Below are 22,036 nucleotides of genomic sequence, written 5' to 3'. Positions count from 1 at the left end.
GCGCGCTGACGGAATGGCTCGGAGAGCGCGCGCGCCGCGCCTCGCGCCATCGCGCGAACCGCACCGCGAGCGGCGGGAACACAACCTCCATTGCGTGCGAGTGTTATGGAACCAATCCGAGACGACCGCCTCATATCAAATTCATCGTTCGATATGAGGGCCCACAACATGCATAGAAGCGTCCCCCCCTCCGCGACCCGCACGGCAGCCGCCGTGCTGACCGCTGCCGCCCTGGGCCTCGCATCGCTCGCCAATGCGCAAACACCCGCGCAGCCAATGGCGCAAACCTTGTCGCAAGCGGCACCACCGGTCGACCCGAGCTTCTCGGCCTACTCGCTCGTCCAGAGCTGCAAACAGCGCCACGACAACGTCGCGCAAGGGCAATGCGTCGGCGCGATCCGCGGCATCATCCACGGTTATCAATACGGCGTGCTGTTCCTCTCGCAACGAGCGACCCTCCCCGCCAACGAAACGCAGCGCGTGTCGCTATGCCTGCGCGACGTGGCGGTGTCGTCGATCGTCGACGACTTCCTCGCCGATGCCGCCCAGGTGCCGGACGACGCGCTGCAGCACACCCCCGCCGAAGTCGCCGTGCTCGGCTCCGTGCATCAGCACCATCCCTGCACCTGAGCGCCGCGTCAGCGCGAGCGGCGTCATCGACGCCCACAGCGCTTCGAGCCTCGCGCGCCGCCGTTGCGCAACGGACGGCGGCCGCGCCGGCGCTTACAACATCTCCAGCGCACGCTTGCCGCGCGGCGGCTTGAAGTGCGCGTCGAGCGCGGCGAGTTCGCCGGCTTCCAGCACCAGTTGCGACGCGCGATGGTTGTCGCGCACATGCTCGACGCGCGCCGCCTTCGGAATCGCGCACACATTGGGCTTGCGCAGCACCCACGCGAGCGCCACCTGAAACACCGAGACGCCGCGCGCGTCGGCGATATCGTCGAGCGGCGAGCGTTTCGGCAGCCGCGCATGATCGACCGGGCTGTACGCCATCGCCGGCATGCCGCGCGCGGCGAGCCACGGCAACAGATCGAACTCCGGCCCGCGCCGCGCCACGTTGTACAGAATCTGGTTGGTCGCGCACGCGTCGCCGCCTGGCGTCGCGACGAGTTCGTCCATATCGTCGGTATCGAAGTTGCTGACGCCCCAGTGACGGATCTTGCCCGCGCGCCGCAGCGCCTCGAAGCCGTCGACGGTGTCCGCGAGCGGCACCGAGCCACGCCAGTGCAGCAGATACAGATCGAGCCGGTCCGTTTTCAGACGCTTCAGGCTCTGCTCGCACGCGGCGATCACGCCGCGCCGGCTGGCGTTGTGCGGATACACCTTGCTGACCAGAAACACCTTGTCGCGCAAACCCGCGAGCGCTTCGCCGAGCAGCGACTCGGTCGCGCCGTCGCCGTACATTTCGGCGGTATCGATCAGCGTCATGCCGAGTTCGATGCCGCAGCGCAGCGCATCGATTTCCGCCGCGCGTCGTGCCCGCTGCTCGCCCATTTCCCACGTGCCCTGCCCCAGTGCCGGCATGCGCTCGCCGCCCGGCAGGCTCACGCTTGCGATCTCGCTCGTCATGCTGACTCCTCGAAAGTGGCTCGATCCAGATGCGATGCGCTGGCCCGCCGCCTCATCACGCAACGCATGCTACGAAAAACCTGGCGATGAGTTTAGCGGTTCCGCGGCCTCGCAACGGCGCGCCTGGCAAAAGCCCGCTATAACGGGACGCGCCGATGTTTTAAAATTGCCGCTTGCCCATCTTGCGTGAGCCCCATGACCTCTGCCTCGGAAGACCGCTGGCGCGACCTGCGCCCGGACCCGGAAAACGACACGCCGCTCTATCTGCAACTTGCCCGCAAGCTCGGCAGCGCGATCCACGAAAACCGCTGGAACGCCGGCGAGGCGCTGCCTTCGGAGCGCGTGCTGTCGGAGGCGCTCGGCGTGTCGCGCATCACGTCGCGCAAGGCGATCGCGCTGCTCGTGGAGCAGGGTTTGATCCGCCGCACCCAAGGCGCGGGCAGCTTCATCACGCCGCGCTACGAAGATCCGTTGTCGCGTCTGTCGAGCTTCAGCGAAATGCTGCGGCGGCGCGGCTTCACGCCGAGTTCGAAGTGGCTGTCGCGCGAAATCTCGCCGGCCAATCGCGATGAGGTGATCCAACTGGGTCTGTCGCCGGCCGCAGCGGTCACGCGGCTGCGGCGGCTGCGGCTCGCCGACGGCATCGTGATGGCGGTCGAGAATTCGACGTTCCCGGCCGCGGTGATTCCCGATCCACAGGCAATCGGCGACTCGCTGTACACGTATCTGGAGAATCGCGGACTGACGATCGTGCGCGCGTTGCAGCACTTCCGCGCGGTGAACGCGAGCGACGAGATCGCGCAGCAGATGAGCATCGCGCCGAACGAGGCGTTGCTGTTGATCACGCGCGTGGGTTATACGGCGGATCAACGCGCGATCGAACTGACGGACACGTACTGCCGCAACGATTACTACGACTTCGTGGCGGAGTTGCGAAAGTAAGCTGCGACACGGTGGGCGGTTAGGTACGCCGCGTTCCCAACCTGAACGCGCCGCCCGCTCCAACCGTCACGTCCACCGGGCTTCGTGCGCGCCGATGCGCGCCGGCGGCAGCGCATAAAACGCAGGCGTCTGCTCCAGTTCCTCCGCCGGCAGCACGCCAAGCACACGCCCGAACTCCGATTGCACGCTCGCGACGCAATCGCGCACATCGTCGAGCGACACCTCGGGCGCCTGCTGCCCATCGGCCAGCAGCCCGAACGACTGCAGCCAACGCCCCGTCTGCGCAAGAGACACCTTCACATGCCAGCTGCCGCCCTCGCGAGCGCACCGCGCGAGCGCGACCATCGCGCCGAACGCCGCCAGATAGCCGGTCGCGTGATCGAGCGCCTGACACGGCAGATGCCGCGGCTCGGCCGAACCCGCCGCCGCGCGCTCGGTCCACGCGATGCCGCTCGCCGACTGCACCAGACTATCGAAGCCGCGTCGCTGCGCCCACGGCCCTGTGTGCCCGTACGCGCACACCGAGACATAGACGATGCCGGGCCGCAGCCGCGCCAGCTCGTCCGGCCCGAAGCCGCGCGCCTTGAGCGCGCCCGGACGATAGGCCTGCAGGAACACGTCGGCATCGCGCGCGAGTCCGCGCAACGTGTCGCAGCCTGCCGCCTCGCGCAGATCGACGATTGCCGAACGCTTGCCGCGGCCGTTGTCGATCACGAGCGGCGCGATGTTCGGCAGATGCGGCCCGTTGATCGTCAACACGTCCGCGCCATGATGCGCGAGCGCGCGGCCGGCCACCGGTCCCGCGATGATCCTCGACAGATCCAGCACCCGCACACCCGCGAGCGGGCGGTCGATACCGGAGTCAACGTCAGCGGCGGCGTGGCGCGGCGGCTCGGCCGGGGCGTCGCCGATGCGCTCGATCTCGAACAGCGGCAAGCGCGCGATCGCTTTGGCCTGCTCGAGCGCGGCCCATTCGTCGGGCGTGCGAATCAAGGCGGCGCACAGGCCCGCGTCGGCGAGCGTTTGATCGAGCGTCGCGCCCTCCCAGCCGCGAATCGCGGCCGCCACCGAGGGCCGCCCATTGTCACAACCGAGCACCTCGAGCACGCCCTTCAGGTGATGCGCGAAATTCGTATGCAGCTGAATCCAGCGGCCGTCGCCCGTTTCATAGAAGCCGGTGACCGGATCGCGCAGCGCGGGCGGCGGCCCATCGTCGATCCGCAAATAGCGTTCGCTGCGAAACGCCGCCAGCGCGCGACGCATCTGCACCGACACCTGCTGCAGGCGAGCGCTGCGCAAGCGCCAGTATTCGGCGGCGGCGAGGCCCGTCGCGGCGATGGTCGACGCCGCGAGGCTGCCGACACGGTAGACCGACGGCAAGCCGGGATCCGCGCCGGCGAGCGACACGGCGTGCAGCGCGACCGGATCGCCGCCGGCGAGGGTCCAGATGTGCTTGAGGGCGAGTTCGGGCGTCATGGGATCGGGCGCGCTGGCCGCGCGGACAGGAAGCAGGTACACCGAGTCTAAATTTGCGCCTTGCCGCAATCAATCTTGATTATGATAATCAACATATATTGATTTCTTCGGTTTATACGCACTTTTATGCCAGCCCCGATTTACCTGAGCGCCGCCGAAGCGGCCGCAACGCTCGGCGTCAGCGTGCCGACGCTCTACGCGTATGTGAGCCGAGGCATGCTCGGCTCGTCGCCGGATGCGCAAGGCAGGCATCGGCTCTACGATGCCGCCGAGGTGCGCCGCCTCGCGCGTCGCAAGGCGGACGGCAAACGCGCCGGCAAGGTCGCGCAGAAGGTGCTCGACTGGGGCGTACCGGTGCTCGAATCGTCGATCACGCTGGTCGCGGACGGTCGGCTGCTGTATCGCGGGCACGATGCGATCGAGCTCGCGCGCAGTGCGTCACTCGAAGACGTCGCGGCGCTGTTGTGGGAATGCAGCGCGCGGCGCATCGCCGATGCGCCCGTCGTGCCGCTCGCCCCCGCGCAATGGGCCGCGTGGCTCAAGCTGTGGAGTGACAGCACGCCGCTCGATCGCGCGCTGGTGCTGCTGCCGGCCGCCGCCGCGCAGATGCCGCGCGTGTGGGCGCTCGGCCGCGATGCGCAGCTCGACACCGCGTGCGCCGTGATGCGGCTGCTGGCCGCCGCGATGCTACCGGCGGCGCCGTCGAACGAACCGCTGCATCGGCAGATCGCGACGGCCTGGCGGGTGCGCAGCCGTCAGCAAAGCGGACTGCTGCGCGCGGCCCTGGTCGCCTGCGCGGATCACGAGCTGAACGCGTCGACGTTCACGGTCCGTTGTATCACGTCGACGGGCACGCACCTGTTCGGTGCGGTCGCGGGCGGGCTCGCGGCGCTTTCCGGGCCGCGTCACGGCGGCGAAACCGTGCGCATCGCCGCGCTGCTCGATGAGGCGTCGCGCTCGCCCGAGCTGGACCGCTATCTGGCGAACCGTCTCGCGCGCTACGAGCACGGCGCGCAAGGGCCGGTGCTGTCGGGCTTCGGTCATCCGCTCTATCCGGACGGTGATCCGCGCGCGCGGCTATTGCTGACGATGCTCGCCGACTGCACGCCAGCCCGCTCGCCGCTCAACGAGGTGCTGCAGGTCGCGCGAGCGGTGCGCGACACGACCGGCGCGGAGCCGACGGTGGATTTCGCGCTTGCCGCGATCGAGCGCGTGCTCGGCTTGCCGAGCGGGGCCGCGTTCACGCTGTTCGCGCTCGGGCGGGTGGTCGGCTGGATCGCGCACGCGATGGAGCAGGCGCGCGATGGCCGGTTGATCCGGCCGCGGGCGCGGTATATCGGGGAGTATGAGGCGGGAGGTGCTGCTTAGGGGCCAGGAAGAGGCGGCTCGCCGTTCGCCCTGCATCAGACCACTCCCGGCCGACGCGCCAGCCAAGTCGGCATCGGCCAGCCGAATAGCAGCGTCGGCAACCTGCGTTCCGAGCCGCTCGCCAGCGCAAAACGCGCCCCGGCCCGCCCGGCGCTGATCCATGCCACCGATCCACGCGCCAACTCGATCGACTGCCCCGCCGCCAGCCAGTGATCCTCATGCTCGCCCTCGACGGTCAGCCAGACGTTGCCGCTGATCACCTTGAAAATCGTCGGACGCGCAACCCGCCAGGCCGTGACGGGCTCGCCATGTTCCAGCTCGAAAACTCGCACTTCTCGCATCGCCGTTCTCCTCGATGAACTTTCTGTTGTACCGATTATTGACGTGCGATGATCGGAGACCCATGCACAGTTCCGAACACTTTCATCGGAACTGTTCAGTCAAAAAACCGAACAGTTGGCGTGGCTCGCGCGGCGCAGGTTTAAAACTTTCGCGTTCGCAGGCCGGCGACAGAAGGCAAGCGTATGAAACTCGAAATCCAGCTCGATCGGGACAACGGCGTGCCGCTGACCGAGCAGATCGTCGCGGGCGTCTCGGCGTGGATCCGCTCGCGCAATGCGCATCCTGGCTCAAAGCTGCCGTCGATCCGCCAGTTCGCCGCCGACTTCGCCGTAAGCCGCTTTCCGGTGATCGAGGCATACGACCGGTTGGTGTCGCTCGGCTATGTCGACTCGCGCCACGGCTCCGGCTTTTACGTCGCCGATCGCCAACCGACAGACATGCGCTGCCAGGGCACTTCGGACCCGCGCCGCGCCGATGTCGAGTCGGACCATCTGCTCGAGCAATTCAACTTTCCGGGCGAGACGCTGAAGCTCAGCACCGGTTTCATCCCCGAAAGCTGGCGCGACATCGATGGCATTGCGCAGGCGATCCGCCACGTGTCGCGAACCGATCCGGCTAGCATGGTCGAGTACGCGACGCCGCTCGGCAACCCGGTCTTGCGCGAACAGTTGCGCGGCCGCATTGGCCAGTTGGGCATCCAGGCAGACGCATCGCAGATTCTGATCACCAATGGCGCGAGCCAGGCGTTCGATCTGCTGGTGCGCTACATGCTCAAGCCAGGCGACACGATCTTTGTCGAGGACCCCGGTTACTACAACCTGTACGGCCTGTTGCGCCTGCACGGCATGAAGCTGATCGGCATTCCACGCACGGGCAATGGTCCCGACCTCGACACGATGCAGGCGCAACTGAAGCTGCACCGGCCCAGATTGCTGCTCATCAACACCGTGTTCCACAATCCGACCGGCACCACGGTCGCACCGCAGGTCGCATTCCGTTTGCTGCAAATGGCGCGAGAGCATGGCTTCCAGATCATCGAGGACGATATCTACGCGGATTTTCAGACCGAGCTCACCGACCGCCTGGCCACCCTCGACCAACTCGAACAGGTGATCTACATCGGCGGATTGTCGAAAACGCTGTCGTCTTCGCTACGGGTCGGCTGCGTGGTTGCGAGTCACGCGATCATCAAGGACCTGGTCGACATCAAGATGCTGACGAGCATCGGCTGTTCGCGCTTTGCCGAAGCGGTGGCGGTGTCGATGCTGGAGCGCGGCGCATATCGCAAATATCTGGAGCGACTGCGCCGCCAGATGCGTGGCGCGCTCGGCTCGACCGTCCAGACACTCGAAGATGCCGGCTGGGAGATCTTCGAAGAACCAGCGGGTGGCAAGTTCGTGTGGGCACGCGTGCCGCATGTCGCGGACGCCGAGCGGCTCGTTGAATGCGGCGTGCCCCTCGGAGTGACGGTGCTGCCTGGACAGTACTTCAGGCCGAACCGGGAGGTGAGCCCGTGGATCAGAATTCATGTGGCGTTTGGCAACGAGCCACGGGCGCAGGCGTTTTTTCATGCGGCGGCGCAGTTGCCGCCTGATGCGTGAACACGGCGCGGAGCGCGGCCGTGACGCAGCGCCGACACCCGCGCAACGCTGCGCCGCCCGCTGCGCCGGGACCCGCTTTTCCCTAGAATAGCGAGTCCCAGCCCGACCGAGCGCGCCCAGCCACCTCATATGTCCACGACGCCGCCTCCGCCCGCCCTCGCTCCCGATATCCCCTCGGGTCCTTCGCCCCGCTCGCTGACCGTGATGCTGTGGCTGGTCGCCACCGGCTTCTTCATGCAGACGCTCGATTCGACGATCGTCAACACCGCGCTGCCCGCGATGGCGACAAGCCTCGGCGAGTTGCCGCTGCGCATGCAATCGGTGGTGATCGCCTACTCGCTGACGATGGCGGTGATGATCCCCGTGTCCGGCTGGCTCGCCGACAGACTCGGCACGCGGCGCGTGTTCTTCAGTGCGATCCTCGTGTTCGCGGTGGGCTCGTTGCTGTGCGCAAACGCGCATACGCTGAACCAACTGGTGCTCTTTCGCGTTCTTCAAGGCGTGGGCGGCGCGATGCTTCTGCCGGTTGGGCGGCTCGCGGTGCTGCGAACCTTTCCGGCTGAGCGCTATCTGCCGGCGTTGTCGTTCGTGGCGATTCCGGGGCTGATCGGACCGTTGATCGGACCGACGCTCGGTGGCTGGCTCGTCAAGATCGCGTCGTGGCACTGGATCTTTCTGATCAACGTGCCGGTGGGCATCGTGGGCTGCATCGCGACGTTTATCTTCATGCCGGATAGCCGCAACGAACACACGGGCAAATTCGACCTTGGCGGCTACCTGTTGCTGGTGGTGGGCATGGTGGCGATTTCGTTCGCGCTCGATGGCCGCACCGAGTTCGGCATTCAACATGCGACGGTGCTGGTGCTGCTGATTCTGAGCATGGCGTGCTTCGTTGCATATGGGCTGCACGCGGTGCGCGAGCCCGCGCCGATCTTCCCGCTCGATCTGTTCAAGATCCACACGTTTAGCGTTGGGCTGCTCGGTAATCTGTTCGCGCGGATCGGCAGCGGCTCGATGCCCTACCTGATTCCTCTGCTGTTGCAGGTGAGCCTCGGGTATAGCGCATTCGAAGCTGGGCTGATGATGCTGCCCGTGGCGGCCACGGGCATGGCGACGAAGCGCCTCGTGACGAAGCTGATTCTGAAGTACAGCTACCGGCGCGTGCTGATGGCGAACACGATTCTGGTCGGCCTGATGATGGCGAGTTTCGCGCTCACGAGCACGCATCAGCCGCTGTGGCTGCGGCTCGTGCAACTGGCGATCTTCGGCGGCGTGAACTCGATGCAGTTCACCGCGATGAATACGTTGACGTTGAAGGACCTCGGCACCGGCGGCGCCAGCAGCGGCAATAGCCTGTTTTCGCTCGTGCAGATGCTTTCGATGAGTCTCGGCGTGACGGTGGCCGGTGCGTTGCTGACAACCTTTACCGGCATCATGCAACGCGTGACCGGCGCCAATTCGCTGCCCGCGTTTCATGCGACGTTCCTCTGTGTCGGCATCATCACCGCATGCTCGTCATGGATCTTTGCGCAGTTGTCGCCGGAGATTCGCACGCCCGCGAAAAAGACCGATCCTTCGGAACGTACTTGAAAGCCGCACGAGCCAGGACGACGCATCCTCGTGCATTCGCGAACGGATTTCCGGGCATTGCTCCGCGCGCGCCGCACGCAGCACCCTTGCACAGCGTCGCCGACCCGCAACAGGGCGCGTCCCGCACCAGCGAAGTGCGCGTTATCGCCTTCGTACCGCGGCGGGCGCACAATGATTTCCTCGGAGCATTGCTGGTGGACGCTCGAGCTGTGTTCGAACACGCGCATAGTTCTTGCTCGTCTATCCTGTAAACTCTTGGTCTGCGCGCGCGAACTCCTGCCCGGCCCAGCAAGCGCCGCCATTTCCACACGACTGACACGATGAGCATGATCGAACTCGATCCTCCCGGCTTCCAGCCACCACGCCCGATGGCCGGCGACGAAGGCTCCCGCCGTACCGTTCTCTATGGCGGCTACACCGTTTTCAGCGTGTTTCAGCCGGTCTTTTCGGTATCGCACCGGCGCGCGATCGGGTATCACGCGTCGCTGCGCGTGCACGACGAGCATGAGCGGCAAGTGCCCTCGCACGAAGTCTTTACGCAGGCCGCGCGACGCGGCGATCTGCTGGAACTCGGACGGCTGGCCGAATCGCTGCACCTCGGCAACTTCAACGCATTCGACAGCCACGACGAATGGCTCTTCCTCAGCCTGCATCCGGCCGCACTGATGGACACCAGCTACGGCGACGCGCTGCTTGCCAGCCTGAAGGCGCTGGGCCTGCCGCCGCAGCGCGTGGTGCTCGAAGTATCCGAACAGGCTGGCGGCGAAACCACGCGCTTCGCCGAAATCGTCGATTCGCTGCGCAAGTCCGGTTTCCTGATCGCGCTCGACGGCTTTGGCGCCAAGCATTCGAACATCGACCGGGTGTGGAATCTGCGGCCGGACATCGTCACGCTCGACCGCTGCATCCTCGCGCAAGCGAGTGAACACTCGCATATCGAGCGCGTGTTGCCGGGCCTCGTCTCTCTGTTGCACGAGTCTGGGCAACTGGTGCTGATGGGCGGTCTGAGCACCGAACGTGATGCGCTGATCGCGCTCGAATGCAATGTCGACTTCGTCCAGGGCGCATTTTTCGCGGGTCCGAGCGTCGAACCCGTCAAGCCGCAAGTTGCCGCTGGCCTGATGGATTCGCTCTCCGCTTCGCTGCGCGAACGCGTTGCCGCTCGAGAGAAAGCGCAATCCGCGCGGCTCGCGCCGTATGTCACGGCGCTCGAGGCAGCCGCCGCGCAGTTGGTTGCCGGGGAATCGATCACGCAGGCGACCGCACCTCTGCTCGCGCTCGGAGAAACGGCGCGCTGCTTTGTTTTGGACGGTTCGGGCCGGCAGATCGGCGACAACGTGCTGCCGCCGGGCCGCACGTCGCAACGCGCAAAGCGCTTCAGCCCGCTGCTGCATTCCGAAGGCGCGAGTTGGGAGCGCCGCCCGTACTTCATTCAGGCGATGCGTCAACCGGGGCGGGTTCATCTGACGCCGCCGTATCTGTCGATCAACGAAGCGCATCTGTGCGTGACCGCCTCGATTGCCGCGCACACATCGCATGGTACGCAGGTGCTATGCGTCGACATCAACTGGGAAGTCGCGGCTCACCGTAACTGACGCCCCCGTATGGTCCTTGATGCGGGCAAGCAGTTCCGTGACCGCATCACGGCCCAGCATCCGGTTGGCCGCCTGCAGATGCGCGGCGCCGGTCAGGATGCGCAGCGAGACGATTTTCGCCGAAAGGTCCGTTTTGCCATCCGTCACCACGTCGATTAACCCGACGATGTCGCCGTCGTAGAACAGTGCGATGCACACCGCACCCGCCATCGACACCACCTCGGCATGGCTCGCCTGTTGCGCGAGCGATGTGACTACAGCCATCCACTTCGGACCTGAACCCGGTTCGCGGTCGCATTGCGCTTCGGTTTCAGGCGTTGGCCCTTGTGCTCGAAGGGCCGGGTTGGCTGTGGGGAACGGAGGGGGCGGAGCGTACAAAGGTACGTCGCTGATCAGTTGCGGCGCATCGCTGAAAAGCTGTAGCAAGCCCGCCCGGTCTTGCGCTTCGAGCGCCGCGCGCAAACGCTCGACGATTCGCCCATGCACCGCCGGATCGGGCCGCTCCAACGGCGCCCCCGCACGTCTCAGACGCTCCTTGGCGCGATGAACCATTTGCCGGCAAGCGGCCGGTGTGCGCTCGAGAATCGAGGCGATTTCCGCATAACCACACTCGAACGCTTCATGCAGGACGAGCGCCGCGCGTTCGTCTGGCTTCAGATGTTCGAGAAGCAGCATCACGCCGTACGACATATCTGCCGCTCGCAACGCCAACTCCTCCGCCGATGGTGCGACCTCGTCGAGCCACGGCTCCGGCAACCAGCCGCTAGCCTGTGACGCACGCTCGCGCCGTGCATGACGCAGACGGTCGATCGCCGTGCGCGTGGTGAGCGTGGTGAGCCACGCGACCGGCGTTTGCACCGCCTGCGTATCGGCCAGGTGCCATTTGAGCCAGACATCCTGCACCACGTCTTCGGCCTCCGCGCGACTGCCGAGCATCCGATATGCGAGTGCCAGCAGACGGGCGCGCGCGGCCTCGAAACTGGATGCCTTGTCGATTCCCTGTTCCGTCATGCGTAGACCTCCCGATGGTGCGTGGTGAAAAAGCGGCTGCATACCGGTGGCATGGCTCAGGCGCGCGTCATGCTCGGTATTCCTGAGCTTGACGCATGGGCAACCGGTGATGTGACAGCGCGGCACAAAAAAATTCTCTGTCACAACGCCAGCGGCTGCTTCGTCAAATGAGCAACAACCGGCGCATGTCACGCGGCCTCTGATCCGCGGCGGCCTGCGCATCCCGGAATGCCCGCGCCATCCATCCTGAACGAGGAATCCATGCCTTCCAGTTATCCGTCTGTCTCCGGCCTCGGCCTTGTGCCCACGGTGATCGAACAGTCCGGCCGGGGCGAACGTGCCTATGACATCTACTCCCGCCTGCTGCGCGAGCGCATCGTCTTTCTTGTCGGGCCCGTGAACGAGCAGTCAGCCAGTCTGATCGTCGCGCAATTGCTGTTTCTCGAATCGGAGAACCCCGACAAGGATATTTCTTTTTACATCAACTCGCCCGGCGGCTCCGTGTATGACGGCCTCGCGATTTACGACACCATGCAGTTCATCAAGCCGGAGGTCTCGACCTTGTGCACGGGTTTTGCCGCGAGCATGGGCACCTTTCTGCTCACCGCGGGTCAACGCGGCAAACGGTATGCGCTACCCAATGCGCGCATCATGATTCACCAGCCGTCGGGCGGCGGTCAGGGCACCGCGGCGGACATCGAAATCCAGGCCAAGGAGGTGCTGTATGTACGAGCGCGTCTGAATGCGATGATGGCCGAGCGGACCGGACGCAGCATCGAAGAAATCGCGCGCGATACCGACCGCGACAACTTCATGTCGGCGCTCGAAGCGAGGGAATATGGATTGATCGATGACGTGCTGGAAGCTCGCGCGACATGGAACAACGCAGGCCGTCGCGACACCCTGTAACGGAACTGACGTCGAGCCGCCCGCTGGACCACCGGTTGGACCGCTGGCTGCAAATTCCCACCTACCGATCGGTGCGAGCGCACCACAAAAGCTGCTCACCTTCGCTGGAATCGCTATCATGTCGCGATTCGTCGACTTCGACGACCGCTTCAATGGAGATACACATGGCGTCATCCAACGAAAACGTCAGCATGGCGCTGTTCTGCGACTTCGAGAATGTCGCGCTTGGCGTGCGCGACGCGAAGTACGACAAGTTCGACATCAAGCTGGTGCTCGAGCGCCTGCTGCTGAAGGGCAGCATCGTCGTCAAGAAAGCGTATTGCGACTGGGATCGTTACAAGAGCTTCAAAGGCGCGATGCACGAGGCCAATTTCGAGTTGATCGAAATTCCGCACGTGCGCCAATCGGGCAAGAATTCCGCCGACATCCGGCTCGTCGTCGATGCGCTCGATCTCTGTTATACGAAATCGCACGTCAATACGTTCGTCATCATCAGTGGTGATTCGGATTTCTCGCCGCTCGTGTCGAAGCTGCGCGAGAACGCCAAACAGGTGATCGGCGTCGGTGTGCAACAGTCCACCTCGGATCTGCTGATTGCGAATTGCGACGAGTTCTTTTTTTACGACGATCTCGTACGCGAAAGTCAGCGCACAGTCGTGAGGCGTGAATCGTCGCGCCAGCAGCAAAGCGCGCAGCAGGCAGCCAAACGTGCGCCTGACGAAGAGAAAGCCCCGCCCAAGGAGGATCTGGAGAAGCGCCGCAGCAAGGCCGTTGAAATTGCGGTGCAGACCTTCGACGCGCTCGCTTCCGAACGTGGCGACAGCGGCAAGATCTGGGCGTCCGTGCTGAAGAACGCGATCAAACGGCGCAAGCCGGATTTCAACGAGACGTATTACGGGTTTCGTGCTTTCGGCAATCTGCTTGAAGAAGCGCAGGCGCGCGGGCTGCTCGAATTCGGCCGCGATGAAAAGTCAGGCGCGTACGTCTATCGAAGCTCAGCCGTGAACGTCGCGAGTGAAGCGGCAAGTGAAACCATCGGCGAAACCGCGGCGGAGCCTGCCGAAACGGGGTCGGCTGAAGCGGTATCGGCTGAACAGGCGGCCGAACATTCGTATGAAGCGCAGGCTGCGCAAGCGGCCGCGTCCGAGTCGGGCGGCAAGCACAAGTCGCGGCGCAAGGAGCGCAACAACCGCAAGCTGGGGCGGGGTCAGCAGGAGGCCGCGCACGGCAAGCGCGGTCACCACGAAATGGCTGATGAAGAGCATGCGGCTACCGATCCGGCGCTCACCGAACACGCGGAACCCGCCGAAGAGGTCGAGCGGCAGGAACCGCGTGAACACGCGCCGCTCCCACATGAGTTCGTCACTGAACCGATAGCTGAAGAGTCCAAAGCTCGCGCTGTAACAGCGAAAGCGGATACAGCCGCTGAACAAGTCGTTTTCGGCCAAGGAACCGACCATTCCACCGACAGCGACCAATCGGCGCAGCGTCAGAGCGCCAAAAAGCGCGCATCGCGCAAAACGGCCGCGAAGAAAGTGAATAAAAGCACGCCAGGCACGATCGAGGAAGTACCTGAGATCGCAGCCCCGGCCGCGCCCCCTGCTCCAGCAATCAACTCGGAAGAAGGGTCTGAGGCCGCCAGGAAGGCAGCCCGTAAAACGGCGTCCCGGAGCCGTCGCCCGCGCAAAGCGGCATCGACCGACAGCGCGGAATAAGGAGCGGCACGGATTCGACGATCGTCACTAAAAGCTACCGCCCAACCGTCCTTCGGACTTGAAATGCAGTACCGGCCGACAATGCAAGACAAGCAAGCCGGCCGGCCTCAGCTATCACCGCTCAGTAAGCCGGATAAGGCGCATACATGACGGGCGGAGACGGCGCGTAATAAGGACGGGGCGCGATGTACACCGGTTGCGTCGAATAGTAAGGCTGCGGCTGAACAATCGTCTCGCCCTTCGAGGTCATGCACTGGGCGTAGGCGGTGTCGTAGCGCGCCTGCATGCCGGTCGCCGAATACTGGGCGCCATTCGCGCCGTTCGCGCCCCCGATCAGCAGACCGCTGCCGGCGCCGATCGCCGCGCCCGCGCCGGCGTTGCCCGCCGCGGCGCCGAACAGCGCGCCGATCGCCGCGCCGCCGAGCGTGCCGAGCGCCGCGCTGTTCACGCTGTTCGTGGTGGCCGCCTGCGCAGCGCCGGACGGATTCGTCGATTGATTTGCGTAGTCGCGGCACGCGTAGTCGTTCTGCTGGAACTGGCTGAGCGGCTCGCCGCTGCGCGGCATCGCGGCTATGCTCGGGCCGCTCGGTGGCGCCACTGCGCAACCGCCTAACGCGAGCGCGATAACGGCGGCGGGAATCGCCAGGCCGATCGTTTTATTGCTGGAAATCATGGCGGTGCACTTCGGAGGATTGGAATTCAAACGTTAGGCTAATCGCGAAATTCCGTGGTTACGGCTCAGTTACAGAAAGTTTTTTGCCCGGCTGGCTGGCCTCGACCTTGCGGCGAGTCGCCGCGGCGATTGGTACGTTATATCAAGTAATGCGTGTAGATGAGCTGGCAATCAATTGACACGACGCCGGCCGCGCCGAACGTCGTACTCCAGCAACCGAGCACGACGACCTTCCCGAGCGCCGCGAACGCGCAGAACTTCCAGTACATGAACCATCCGCCGCCAGTGCCCGCCCCCGGCCAGTTCGGCGAAGTCGACGGGCGGGGATCGGGGTGATCGGCATCGGCAGATATCCAGGAATTCTGGCCCCGACGATTAGCCGCAGGGCAATTTCATTTAGCGCCGCGCCCCGCCAAACCGCAGTTACCAACTGTGACAAACTTCTTTCAGAAGCGCGTAAGAAGGGCATCCCTCGGTGGTAAGCAATACAATCCCTCCCCTTCCAATCGCCTCCAGAAAGAAAAAGCCCTCGCGATGGAGGGCTTTCGTCTCTGGCTACCATCTTCAATCGCGGCCGCAAGGATCACGACATCAGACGGCGATCTGCAACCGGCATGTGTCGCGACAATAAAGTTTGGAACGTTCCGCAATAAAGTTTGGAAAGCAAAAGTATCATGTTGTCGCAGACGGGCGGCAAATGTCGGACTACTATACCAAATTTCGTATCGGAATCGCTCCATTCATACCCAGTTGCATACGACCCCCGCGTTATTAGGGCGTTTAGACTGCGTTGAAATCGTCATGAAAGGACATTTCTTGACTTTATTGTTCGTCGACGCCGGCAGCAGTGGTTGGGTAACTGCGCTCATCTCGAGCGCAAGAAAGCGTTGGCGCGATCAAAAGGTTTTCGATCTATCGTTCGCCGCTCTAGCACCCTTGAACTGCGAACCTTGTCAAGTTCTGCGCCTCATCGTCGCTAGTCGACCCCGAAGAGACATTCAGCTAGCTCGTAAGCGGTCGTTCACCTCGTACAAACGATGGGGTTACAGGCGTACAACCCGTCATATATCCGAAGAAGCACAAAGGGCGACGCGCGCTCGATTTGAGCCTTGCTACGGAACTGCCTCCAGCCAGCCCGGATGGCTTTAACCGTTCGCGATGTTGAACCGCACTCAGCCTGCAACCAGTCGAAAAGTGCGGCTCGAATAAGTGCACGTTGCATCTGTGCAAAGAGCCCAGGCGTGTCAGCGCTCTCATCAAAGCCGAACCGTTGACGATGCAAGCGCCGCCTTGCGATGCCCACCGACTGTCCACGCAATCGCGGTCCCGATTGCGAGAGCTAACAGGCATGCAGTCGGAACAAGCATGGGTGCGACATGGCTATTACTAACTTTGCCGACGTACGGCATCAGGTTCTGTGCGAAGAACCCTCCGAGATTGCCGATGCAGTTGATGGCGGCGACACTTGCCGCGGCTCGAGCGCCGGAAAAGAAGCGCGGGGGAAGCGACCAGAAACAAGGGTACAGCAGAGGAATACAGGCGCCACCCACACACAGGGCGATGAAGCGCAACGAGACCGTCGGCAATACGAGGCTGGAGGCAAAACATACAACGCCGATGCCTGCGACCACGACCATTGCTTTTAACACCACCTGTTCACGTTTGAGCTTCCCGGGAAGCCAAAGCAGAAGAAGTGTCGCGAGTGCCCACGGAATCATGTTGAGCAGGCCGTTCACGCTCGACGAAACGCCCCAGCTCTTGACCAGCGTAGGCAACCAGTACGTAACACCGTACAGCGACGTCGACATCAGCATGTAGGTCGCTGCGAACATGAGAACCTTCGGGTCAAGCAATGCCGCCCATGGCCGGGACGCCTTTGCTTCCGGGGACGCATCGCGCACAAGCGCTGCGACCACAATGTCCTTCTCGTCCTGGGAAAGGAAGTTCGCTTCCTTGACGGAGCTCGGTAGATATTTAAGCGCTACGAAGGCAATCAGTATTGCCGGAAGACCGGTGGCAAGGAAGACCCATTGCCAACCCGCCAGTCCCAGTGTTCCGCCCAAGGAAAGGAGCAGCCCTCCGACCAGCGCGCCAAGCATGTTTGCCAGCGAACTGCCGAGGGTAAAAAGGCCAAGCACACGTGTCCGGTAGCTTTGAGGAAACCACTGCGTCAGGTAGTAAATGACGCCTGGATAAAAGCCGGCTTCAGCAACGCCCAGCGCAAACCGAAACGAGTAAAAAGCTGGCAGGGACCTGGTGAACGCCATTAGCACTGTAACGACGCCCCACGTAATCATGATGCGAGCGAGCCACGTCCGGGCCCCAAAACGATGAAGCGCCAGTGTGCTGGGCACCTCAAACAGGAGGTAGCCAATGAAAAACAGCGACGCTCCAAGGCCATACGCGGCTTCCGTCATGCCGAGTGCCTGAACCATTTCCAGTTTCGCGAAGCCCACGTTCTGCCGGTCGATGAATGCGATGAGAAACATGACAATCAGCAGCGGCATCAGCCGCCATGCCATTTTCTTCATTACCTGCTGCTCACGTGTTACGGACGTAGACATGTTCGCTCCAAGTTCCATGCCCGCTGCCGCTCGACTGGCGTTTCGAAAACGGTCAGTCAGACGAAAACAAGCAGATTGATATAGTCATATATATGTTTGTATGTTTGAGGTCGGGCTGCAATGAGGTATAACCCGGACGAGCGCACGCAAGCGAGTTGCGGCCGCAGCTGGCCACCAGTGATGTATTCGGCGAACGAGGTGTAGAGCCCTGAAAGTCGCGGGCAAAATGCGACTTGCCGGGTGACAGAGAGTCAGTTCGCGTTGTCGGTCCCTATGACGGCACCGAACGCGGCGAGGGAGTCGCGTTGTCAGCGAATATCGACCTGATACTGGAACGCTGCAGCAGCACCACGCGTGGTGCGCCATTCAATAGGCGTCCCGGCGAAATCGGATGCCACACGGTGCACAAGGATTACCGGGCTGCCAACGTCGATATGCAAGAGCGCTGCATCAGCGTCCGTCGCCTGTTCGACGTTCAGAATCTCGGTTGCGGATGCGACGATTTGGCGGCAAAGCCGCTCGTAGAGCGGATAAAGCAAATCTTCGAAGCCACCAAGGGGCAGAGTCGCCAGCGCTTCGAAACGGCTTCGTGGAAGCCATATTTCTTCCGACAAAACCGGTTGTCGGTCAATCAGTCGTACCCGCGAGAGATGAACAGCCTTCTCCGTCGCCTTCATCCGCAAGGTTGAGCGAATCGTCTCGTTTGGCTTGACGACCTCGCGGCTGAGCACCTTCGCCGTCGGTCGGACCGGCTTCCCGTCAGCTGACTTGAATCGGAAGAAGCGGAACAACGACGAATCAAAGCGCGGGCGCCGGACAAAGGTCCCCTTTCCCTGGGTGCGGGTGAGCACCCCGTCGGCCACCAGCAAATCAATGGCTTTCCGAAGTGTGCCGGTCGACACGTTATAAAACAGGCTGAGCTCCGCCTCTGTGTCGATTGCCTTTTCTGGCGCCCACTCGCCCTCCGCGATGCGGCGCACCAGGTCATCGCGTAGCTGCTGGTACCGGGGCAATCGACCGTCTGGCTTGGGCGAGAACGACTGCATATCCATGATTCATATAGTTGTTCACAGGAATAGTCACTGTACAACATCTGCAGGAACAAGGGTAAATCCCCAATGACTTCTTCGTCGAGGCGCCTAAACTAAACATATAGTCATATACATGAATATATGAATTTACCTTGGAGACGGCGATGTTCACCTGGTACAAGCAAGGCACACCTCTCGAACGAAACACCTTCTGGGGATGTTTCGCGGGTTGGGGCCTCGATGCCCTCGATGTGCAGATGTTTACCCTGGCAATCCCCGCAATCATCGCAGCGTACGGCATCGACCACACGCAGGCGGGCGCAATCAGCGGCGTGACACTGGTGTCATCGGCGATGGGCGGCTGGTTGGCGGGCGCCTTGTCCGACAGGATTGGTCGGGTGCGGACGCTGCAGATTACGATTCTCTGGTTTGCCAGCTTCACGTTCCTCTGCGCCTTCGCCCAGAGTTTTCCTCAACTACTGGTCCTGAAGGCCCTGCAAGGGTTCGGGTTCGGCGGAGAGTGGGCTGCAGGCGCCGTGTTGATGGCTGAGACCATCCGGACGGAACACCGCGGCAAGGCCATGGGCGCGGTACAGAGCGCCTGGGCTGTCGGCTGGGCCGGCGCAGTGCTGTTGTATGCCGCAGCTTTTTCGTGGTTGCCGTCAGACACGGCGTGGCGTGTCATGTTCGGTGTTGGCCTGCTGCCCGCGCTTCTCGTCCTCTACGTCCGCCGCAATCTCCGCGAACCTGTGCGCGTTGAGCCGTCTCGCGCTGAACCCGCTGTTTCTGTGTGGGGGCAAATCGCGCAAGTATTCCAGCCGGGCGTCATCAAGACCACCGTCATCGGGGCGATTCTGGGCACAGGCGCACACGGCGGATACTACGCCATCATGACCTGGCTGCCGACTTTCCTCTCCAAGGAAAGACATCTGTCGGTCCTCAACACCGGTGGGTATCTTGCGGTTGTTATCGTGGCTTTCTGGTGCGGCTGTATGGCGAGCGCTTACCTGCTCGACCGTATCGGACGCCGGCGCAACATCGCATTCTTTGCATTTTCTTGCATCGTCACCGTGCTCGCCTACGTGATGCTTCCATTGAGCAACGCGCAGATGCTTGTTCTGGGCTTCCCGCTAGGCTTTTTCGCCGCCGGCATCCCGGCCAGCCTGGGCGCACTTTTCAACGAACTCTATCCTGCGGACATGCGCGGGACAGGCGTCGGCTTTTGCTACAACTTCGGTCGCATCGCCTCGGCGGGTTTCCCTGTGCTGGTCGGGTACATGAGTCATTCGATGTCGCTGGGAGCAGCGATTGGCATCGATGCCGCGATTGCGTATGGGCTGGCGATGGTTGCCGTGTTGCTGCTTCCCGAAACGCGCGGCAAGCGGTTGCGGCCGTCCGGCGTCGAACAGGCTTCGCGACCGGTCGCCGACGCCGAATTAGCGCTTGACCATCCCCGGAGCCAGCGATGACTCAGGCACCATCCATCGCGCGGCCACGGCTGCCGCGCGTTGACACGCACGCGCACGTGTTTGCCCGGACTCTGCCGCTGGCGGACGGACGGCGCTACGCACCCGACTATGACGCAACGCTGGACGCCTACCTGAAGCTTCTGGACGAGAACGATATTGGCAATGCCGTCCTTGTGCAGCCCAGCTTTCTCGGCACCGATAACAGCCATCTTTTAAAGGCGCTGACCAGCGACATTAGCCGGCTGCGAGGTGTAGCAGTCGTGTCCCCCGAAATTTCAGAAGACGACCTGCAGCGGCTGAACTGCCAGGGTGTGACGGGCGTGCGTCTGAACCTTGTCGGGCAGACGCTCCCCAAGCTGGGCTCGGCGCCATATGTAACGCTTTGGCGGCAGTTATCAAAACTAGGCTGGCATGTTGAGTTGCACAGGGAGGCCTCGGACCTGGCGCCGCTCGTCAACACTTTGCTGGATGAGGGCTTGCCAGTCGTCGTTGACCATTTTGGCCGCCCTGACCCGGACAGCGGCACACGCGACCCGGGGTTTCACGACCTGTTGGAGTTTGGCCCATCCGGCCGGGTGTGGGTCAAGATTTCTGGCGTCTATCGGTGCTCGGAGCCGGACTCGAGTTTCATGCGCGATGCCACGGACCAACTCATAGACGCATTTGGCGCCGAACGTCTGATGTGGGGCAGCGACTGGCCACACACGCAGTTTGAACATGCGACGAACTACAGCCGGACGCTCACCGCGTTGCTGGACTTACATCTTGCGCCCGCGATTGTCGAGGCAATCCTGTGCTCAACCCCGCACTCGTTTTACGGGTTCGACAAAGACCCCGTGAGGGATATTGTCCGGACGACACCGACTTCCCAACTCACTTCCTGAGGTCATCATGCAAGTCACCGGTATGTTGCACGGCGCCAGATTGCTGCAGTTCGTGGGCTTTCCGACACCCGAAATTCTGGGTCCGGACGCCAGCGAAGAGCAGATTCGAGCGATGCTGAAAAAACACGGGATGATTTTCATCAAGCCGGTTTTCAAGGGCGGTGTTGGCAAGAAGGGCAAGGCCGGTCTGATTGGCCGCGCGACTGACCTGACGACCGCCTTGAAGGAGAAGGAGCGTCTTTACTTCGTCGAACATCACGTTGCCAATACTGTGTCGAAAGCCAACGGTGTGACCTTTGAGGCGGGTGTGCCGGCCGAGTACGAGGTCTATTTCTCGATTACCGACTCGACACACTTCCGCGCACCGACGATGACGCTCACACATCACGGTGGCGTCGACATCGAGGAACTGGACAAGTCGCAAGTTGTGCAGATTCCGTTTGACCCGCTCACCGGGCTCAAGGCGTTCGTCGTGGCGAACGCGCTTTCGACGCTGGGCGCACCCAAACAGATTATCTCGCCGCTTGTGCAGCACCTCCCCAAGTTGTGGGAGCTCTACCACGGGTTCGGAATGACGACCCTCGAACTCAATCCAATCCGGATGCGTGAGGATAGCAAGGGACGGCTGACACCCGTCGCCTGTGACTTCAAATGCGGCTTCGACCGTGATGACCCGCGCTGGCAGCGCCTTGACCTGCCCGCGCATCTCTTCGCAGTCGACTATTCAGACTTCGAACAGGAAATCAACCAGCTTCGCACATATCAAGGGCAGAGCGACGTCTACGTCATTAACGCGAAGGGCAGCATTCTCGCTCCGACGTTCGGTGGCGGCGCGAACTCCCTTGTCACGCAAATGCTCGGAGACGACGCCATCATCTCGTCAGACTTCGGCGGCAACCCACCCTACGAAAAGATGAAGGAAGTCGCCCGCATCTGCTTCAAGCACTGGATTGAGCAGAGCAATGTGCTGTTCATCATTGGTGGAAAGTCGAACAACACGGATATTTTCGAAACATTTCGCGCAATGGCCGACGCGTTACGCGAGCACTTCAGTCAGCACGGCCCGACGCCGCTCTATGTGGTGGTCGGCCGTGGCGGTCCGAATCTGGTTCGCGGAATGGGAGCATTGCGCGACACGCTCGATTCACTGGGATTGCCGTACACCTTCTTCGGGTTTGACTCGGACATGAGCGAGGTCGTCCTGCATGCGAAGCAGGTTGACCAATGGATGAAAGCAGGCGGCCGTGAGCAGATTGCCGCGAAGCTGGGAATTGCGGTCAAACGGGCTGCCTGAGCA

At 62.8% G+C, this 22,036-nt stretch carries 20 protein-coding genes; 13 read left to right on the top strand and 7 right to left on the bottom strand.

The annotated features are described in order from the left end of the window. Positions 1-168 precede the first annotated feature (168 nt). Positions 169-630 carry a Rap1a/Tai family immunity protein gene (locus tag OKW30_RS22355; protein ID WP_184023091.1) on the top strand — a complete coding sequence of 154 codons (462 nt, stop codon included), beginning with the start codon at positions 169-171 and terminating at the stop codon, positions 628-630. A gap of 93 nt (positions 631-723) precedes the next feature. Here the strand turns inward: OKW30_RS22355 and OKW30_RS22350 are convergent, their stop codons facing one another. Then, positions 724-1,569 (bottom strand): aldo/keto reductase, encoded by an 846-nt coding sequence (locus OKW30_RS22350; RefSeq protein WP_429347586.1) that lies wholly within the window; start codon positions 1,567-1,569, stop codon positions 724-726. A 195-nt stretch (positions 1,570-1,764) separates the two neighbouring features. On the opposite strand from OKW30_RS22350, the gene OKW30_RS22345 reads away from it, so the two are divergent. Continuing rightward, positions 1,765-2,511: a GntR family transcriptional regulator gene (locus OKW30_RS22345; RefSeq protein ID WP_013090333.1), complete on the top strand. Its 747-nt coding sequence runs from the start codon at positions 1,765-1,767 to the stop codon at positions 2,509-2,511. A 66-nt stretch (positions 2,512-2,577) separates the two neighbouring features. Here the strand turns inward: OKW30_RS22345 and OKW30_RS22340 are convergent, their stop codons facing one another. Then, a complete protein-coding gene (locus tag OKW30_RS22340) occupies positions 2,578-3,987 on the bottom strand; it encodes a CoA transferase (protein WP_429347778.1) in 1,410 nt (469 codons plus the stop codon). A 126-nt stretch (positions 3,988-4,113) separates the two neighbouring features. On the opposite strand from OKW30_RS22340, the gene OKW30_RS22335 reads away from it, so the two are divergent. Next, positions 4,114-5,355, top strand: a complete 1,242-nt coding sequence (locus tag OKW30_RS22335; RefSeq protein WP_429347585.1) for a citrate/2-methylcitrate synthase — start codon at positions 4,114-4,116, stop codon at positions 5,353-5,355. 35 nt (positions 5,356-5,390) lie between these two features. On the opposite strand, the gene OKW30_RS22330 is transcribed toward OKW30_RS22335, so the two are convergent. Next, positions 5,391-5,696, bottom strand: coding sequence for a DUF2917 domain-containing protein (locus OKW30_RS22330; RefSeq protein ID WP_429347584.1), 306 nt, complete (start codon positions 5,694-5,696; stop codon positions 5,391-5,393). A 183-nt stretch (positions 5,697-5,879) separates the two neighbouring features. On the opposite strand from OKW30_RS22330, the gene OKW30_RS22325 reads away from it, so the two are divergent. The 3 genes from OKW30_RS22325 to OKW30_RS22315 all read left to right on the top strand — a co-directional run bounded on the left by OKW30_RS22325 (position 5,880) and on the right by OKW30_RS22315 (position 10,483). After that, positions 5,880-7,298, top strand: coding sequence for a PLP-dependent aminotransferase family protein (locus OKW30_RS22325; protein WP_429347583.1), 1,419 nt, complete (start codon positions 5,880-5,882; stop codon positions 7,296-7,298). 129 nt (positions 7,299-7,427) lie between these two features. Then, positions 7,428-8,888 (top strand): multidrug transporter subunit MdtD, encoded by a 1,461-nt coding sequence (gene mdtD, locus OKW30_RS22320; RefSeq protein WP_184072681.1) that lies wholly within the window; start codon positions 7,428-7,430, stop codon positions 8,886-8,888. A gap of 320 nt (positions 8,889-9,208) precedes the next feature. Beyond that, positions 9,209-10,483 carry an EAL domain-containing protein gene (locus OKW30_RS22315; protein ID WP_184023079.1) on the top strand — a complete coding sequence of 425 codons (1,275 nt, stop codon included), beginning with the start codon at positions 9,209-9,211 and terminating at the stop codon, positions 10,481-10,483. Here the strand turns inward: OKW30_RS22315 and OKW30_RS22310 are convergent. Beyond that, positions 10,439-11,494: a sigma-70 family RNA polymerase sigma factor gene (locus tag OKW30_RS22310; protein ID WP_429347582.1), complete on the bottom strand. Its 1,056-nt coding sequence runs from the start codon at positions 11,492-11,494 to the stop codon at positions 10,439-10,441. The genes OKW30_RS22315 and OKW30_RS22310 overlap by 45 nt on opposite strands. A gap of 24 nt (positions 11,495-11,518) precedes the next feature. On the opposite strand from OKW30_RS22310, the gene OKW30_RS22305 reads away from it, so the two are divergent. The 3 genes from OKW30_RS22305 to OKW30_RS22295 all read left to right on the top strand — a co-directional run bounded on the left by OKW30_RS22305 (position 11,519) and on the right by OKW30_RS22295 (position 14,118). Then, positions 11,519-11,665 carry a hypothetical protein gene (locus tag OKW30_RS22305; RefSeq protein ID WP_429347581.1) on the top strand — a complete coding sequence of 49 codons (147 nt, stop codon included), beginning with the start codon at positions 11,519-11,521 and terminating at the stop codon, positions 11,663-11,665. Positions 11,666-11,755: 90 nt separating this feature from the next. Further along, positions 11,756-12,403: an ATP-dependent Clp endopeptidase proteolytic subunit ClpP gene (gene clpP / locus OKW30_RS22300; protein ID WP_018421618.1), complete on the top strand. Its 648-nt coding sequence runs from the start codon at positions 11,756-11,758 to the stop codon at positions 12,401-12,403. Between the two features lie 164 nt (positions 12,404-12,567). Beyond that, the gene (locus OKW30_RS22295) at positions 12,568-14,118 is read left to right on the top strand and encodes an NYN domain-containing protein (RefSeq protein WP_429347580.1); all 1,551 of its coding nucleotides are present in this window, start codon (positions 12,568-12,570) and stop codon (positions 14,116-14,118) included. 121 nt (positions 14,119-14,239) lie between these two features. Here the strand turns inward: OKW30_RS22295 and OKW30_RS22290 are convergent, their stop codons facing one another. Further along, entirely contained in the window at positions 14,240-14,791 is a 552-nt protein-coding gene (locus OKW30_RS22290) for a glycine zipper family protein (RefSeq protein WP_429347579.1), read from the bottom strand. Between the two features lie 159 nt (positions 14,792-14,950). On the opposite strand from OKW30_RS22290, the gene OKW30_RS22285 reads away from it, so the two are divergent. Continuing rightward, positions 14,951-15,127, top strand: a complete 177-nt coding sequence (locus tag OKW30_RS22285) for a hypothetical protein (RefSeq protein ID WP_429347578.1) — start codon at positions 14,951-14,953, stop codon at positions 15,125-15,127. 920 nt (positions 15,128-16,047) lie between these two features. On the opposite strand, the gene OKW30_RS22280 is transcribed toward OKW30_RS22285, so the two are convergent. Both OKW30_RS22280 and OKW30_RS22275 read right to left on the bottom strand, forming a co-directional pair. Continuing rightward, positions 16,048-17,355 (bottom strand): MFS transporter, encoded by a 1,308-nt coding sequence (locus OKW30_RS22280; protein ID WP_187631378.1) that lies wholly within the window; start codon positions 17,353-17,355, stop codon positions 16,048-16,050. 308 nt (positions 17,356-17,663) lie between these two features. Further along, on the bottom strand, positions 17,664-18,407 hold the full coding sequence (locus OKW30_RS22275; protein WP_429347577.1) for a GntR family transcriptional regulator: 744 nt from the start codon (positions 18,405-18,407) through the stop codon (positions 17,664-17,666). A 143-nt stretch (positions 18,408-18,550) separates the two neighbouring features. On the opposite strand from OKW30_RS22275, the gene OKW30_RS22270 reads away from it, so the two are divergent. From OKW30_RS22270 to OKW30_RS22260, 3 genes are read left to right on the top strand one after another with little or no spacing between them, the layout of a single operon-like run. Beyond that, entirely contained in the window at positions 18,551-19,855 is a 1,305-nt protein-coding gene (locus tag OKW30_RS22270; RefSeq protein WP_429347576.1) for an MFS transporter, read from the top strand. Then, entirely contained in the window at positions 19,852-20,739 is an 888-nt protein-coding gene (locus OKW30_RS22265; RefSeq protein ID WP_429347575.1) for an amidohydrolase family protein, read from the top strand. The genes OKW30_RS22270 and OKW30_RS22265 overlap by 4 nt, the downstream gene beginning before the upstream one ends. A 7-nt stretch (positions 20,740-20,746) precedes the next feature. Then, the gene (locus OKW30_RS22260) at positions 20,747-22,033 is read left to right on the top strand and encodes an ATP citrate lyase citrate-binding domain-containing protein (protein WP_429347574.1); all 1,287 of its coding nucleotides are present in this window, start codon (positions 20,747-20,749) and stop codon (positions 22,031-22,033) included. The last annotated feature ends 3 nt before the right edge of the window (positions 22,034-22,036 follow it).

The organism is Paraburkholderia sp. Clong3, assembly GCF_050436485.1.
GTDB classification, from domain to species: Bacteria; Pseudomonadota; Gammaproteobacteria; order Burkholderiales; family Burkholderiaceae; genus Paraburkholderia; species Paraburkholderia tuberum.
Note: the sequence above shows the minus strand (reverse complement) of the source record. Positions and strands in the feature narration are given on the sequence as shown.